The 2,739-nt window shown below is 60.1% G+C and carries 2 protein-coding genes and 1 pseudogene; 2 read left to right on the forward strand and 1 reads right to left on the reverse strand.

Going from position 1 to position 2,739, the window contains the following annotated elements; translation table 11 throughout:
• Positions 1 to 525: 525 nt before the first annotated feature.
• Positions 526 to 705, forward strand: a pseudogene (locus tag D3M70_RS28265) (VOC family protein); the annotation flags it as partial.
• Between the two features lie 51 nt (positions 706 to 756).
• Here the strand turns inward: D3M70_RS28265 and D3M70_RS28270 are convergent.
• On the reverse strand, positions 757 to 2,007 hold the full coding sequence (locus D3M70_RS28270) for a serine hydrolase (protein WP_120129219.1): 1,251 nt from the start codon (positions 2,005 to 2,007) through the stop codon (positions 757 to 759).
• A gap of 279 nt (positions 2,008 to 2,286) precedes the next feature.
• On the opposite strand from D3M70_RS28270, the gene D3M70_RS32420 reads away from it, so the two are divergent.
• Positions 2,287 to 2,739: hypothetical protein (locus D3M70_RS32420; RefSeq protein WP_218568458.1), on the forward strand; the 453-nt coding region annotated here is incomplete at its 3' end.

Raw genomic sequence — 2,739 nt, forward strand, 5'->3', positions numbered from 1 at the left:
CCGACAGTCCTTCCCGTAGCTGCACGGCTTGCCGGCGGTGGCGATTTCAAAGACGCCTCCGCCGGCAAGCCGGACTGCTACAACTGTCCAAGGTGTCGCTGACAACGCCGCAGGACACACCGACTGCTTCTGCCGAAGGCGTGGAAGTAGCAGACTTGTCAGCGATCTGGCGCGAAGGGACAACGAAACCAATCCGCTTCTGCCGAAGGCGTGGGAGCCAGACTTGTCGGCGATCTGGCGCGAAGCGGCAGCAAACCTTGCGCATGCGGTGGGTCTGATGCACTCCATCGTCTGACCTTGCTGCCGGTCCCCGGCAGATCGCCGACAAGTCTGGCTCCCACGGCCTGCGGCCAGAATCAACATCCGACAGCCCTTCCTGCAGCTACACGGCTCGCCGGCGGTGGCGTATTCAAAGACGCCTCCGCCGGCAAGCCGGACTGCTACAGGTGGCGCGTTTGCTCAGATTGTCCGGGTATTCAACGCATCGGCAATGAACTCCGCTTGGCGGATGGCCAGGATGACGATGGTCAATGTTTGTTTTTCGTGCCGGACATCGAAGCCGCTTGCGCCCGTTTCGAGTCACTGGGCGCGCCCTTCGTCAAGCGTCTGGACACAGGCATGCAGCACGTCGCGTTCATCAGCGATCCGGACCAGTACTGGATCGAAATCGTGCAGGCCGACGTGCTGGGCAATCTAGGCCAATAACAGGTACGACCAAGCCGCCCTGCCCTGGGCGGCTTGGTCGTGGCGAGGGGTTCATTTCAACGCGGCGACTACGGCGTCGAAGAACACCATCGGGTCGATGGGCTCCTTGTCCACGGGCTTGGGCTGCGCGCCGAAGGTGACGATCACCACCTTGTTGGCCGGGTTGACATAGATGTTCTGGCCCTGAATCCCGACGGCCGAGAACGCGCCGTCCTTGACCGAGGGCTCGGTCCAGGCGGTCCACCACATGTAGCCATAGTCCAGTTTCTTGCCGCCCTTGAGGGTGGTCGGCAAGGTCGCTTCCTTGACCCAGCCTTCAGGCAGAATCGATTGGCCATCAATCTTGCCATCGTTCATGAAAAACAGACCGAAGCGCCCGTAGTCGCGCAACGTGGCGCTGATGCCGCTGCCACCGATCTCCACGCCGTTGGTTGAATCCAGCCACCATTTGGCGTCGCTTTCCATGCCGAAGGGCTGCCAGATCTTCTGCGAGAGGTAATCGGCCAGTGGCATCTTCACTGCGCCGCGCACGATCTCACCGAGGATCTGCGTTTCCCCGGTGCTGTAGTTGTTCACGGTGCCAGGCTCGGCCGCTCTGGGCAGCTTCGCCATCAACGACACCGCCGAACGCGGTTCCTGAGAGATCTGCGCCCTGAGCAGTGCGCGACGATCCGACGCCGGATCGGTGTAGGTCTCGTTCCATTTCACGCCAGAAGACATCATCAGCACATTGCGCACGGTCACGCCGTCGTAGGCGCTGCCCTTAAGCTGCGGCACGTAATCGACGACCTGCGAATCGAGCCCCTTGATCAGGCCGTCATGAATCGCTGCCGCGGTCAGCGTCGAGGTGATCGATTTGGCCACCGACATCGACATCCAGCGAGTCTTTTCGGTATTGCCGCGCTGGTAGGTTTCGTAGGCGATCTTGCCGTCCTTGATCACCAACATCGCCGTCACGCTGTCCAGCGCCACGTAGTCGTAGAGATCGTACTTTTTACCTTCGTAGGTGAAATGCACATTGCCCAACGGTTTGTCCGACTTGGGCAATGCGTACGGGTGGCTGCCGGCCTTGATCGTGTGGGTCGGGAACAGCCGGTCGATGTTGCGATAGGTGCTCACGGCAAGGTCCGGCAGCATGGCGCCGTCGTAGATCTGCTCCACCGTGCCGATGGTTTCGTGGGCGTGGGGATAATCGGATTCAGCCGCCCAGACACCGGGGACGGTCGCGATCGTCAGCAAGCTCAAAGAAAGGGTCAGCGGTTGCAGGCGCTGGAAGGGACGAAAATCGGCTCGTGTGAACATAAAGCATCCTTTTTCTTGTATGGCCTTCTTAGCGGGTCGGGACTTCTGCCCGCTAGAACCATAGTTCATGTGCCATTCACCGCGCCCTGCGTTAAGCATTAGGGGAGCAACACGCGCCGTATTTCGCCCTTTTGAAGGTCAGCCAGTGTTAAATCATGTGAAGTTAATTGACCATGATGTGAATTTAGCCCTATCTTTCGGCCTCGGTAGCCACATTTCATAACAATTATTGTTCATCCGATGGTCATTACCGAATCAGGCCATCGCCGAGGACGAGCCATGAATTTCGAATTGCTTTTTGCAGACCAGTCTCAACCCGTTCGCTACGCGCTGACGGGCGCCAAGGGCGGCTTTTCCCGGACATTGCTGGCACAGACGCTGAAAATGCCACGCTTGAGTGCTGCCGTTCTGTGCGACCTGGACGTGCCGGGGTTGCGCGCGCTTTGCCTGGAACTGGGTTTCGCCGCCGACCGCCTTGTCGAGTGCCGCGATGCTCAGGCTGTTGCCGCTGCGCCCGCCGACGCGATCGTGCTGGTCGCCGATGTCGCGCTTCTGCCTCATGCCCAATACGACATCCTTGTCGAGGCAACCGGTAATCCGGCCATTGGTTACCGCACAGCGCGGCGCGCGATCGAAGCGGGACGCCACGTTGCGATGGTCAGCAAGGAAGTGGACGCAGTATCCGGCATCACCCTCTCGCGCCTCGCGGCCAAGCACAAGGTGGTCTACACG

Origin of the sequence: Pseudomonas sp. LS-2 (genome assembly GCF_003605735.1) — a bacterium.
In the GTDB taxonomy this organism is placed as follows: Bacteria; Pseudomonadota; Gammaproteobacteria; order Pseudomonadales; family Pseudomonadaceae; genus Aquipseudomonas.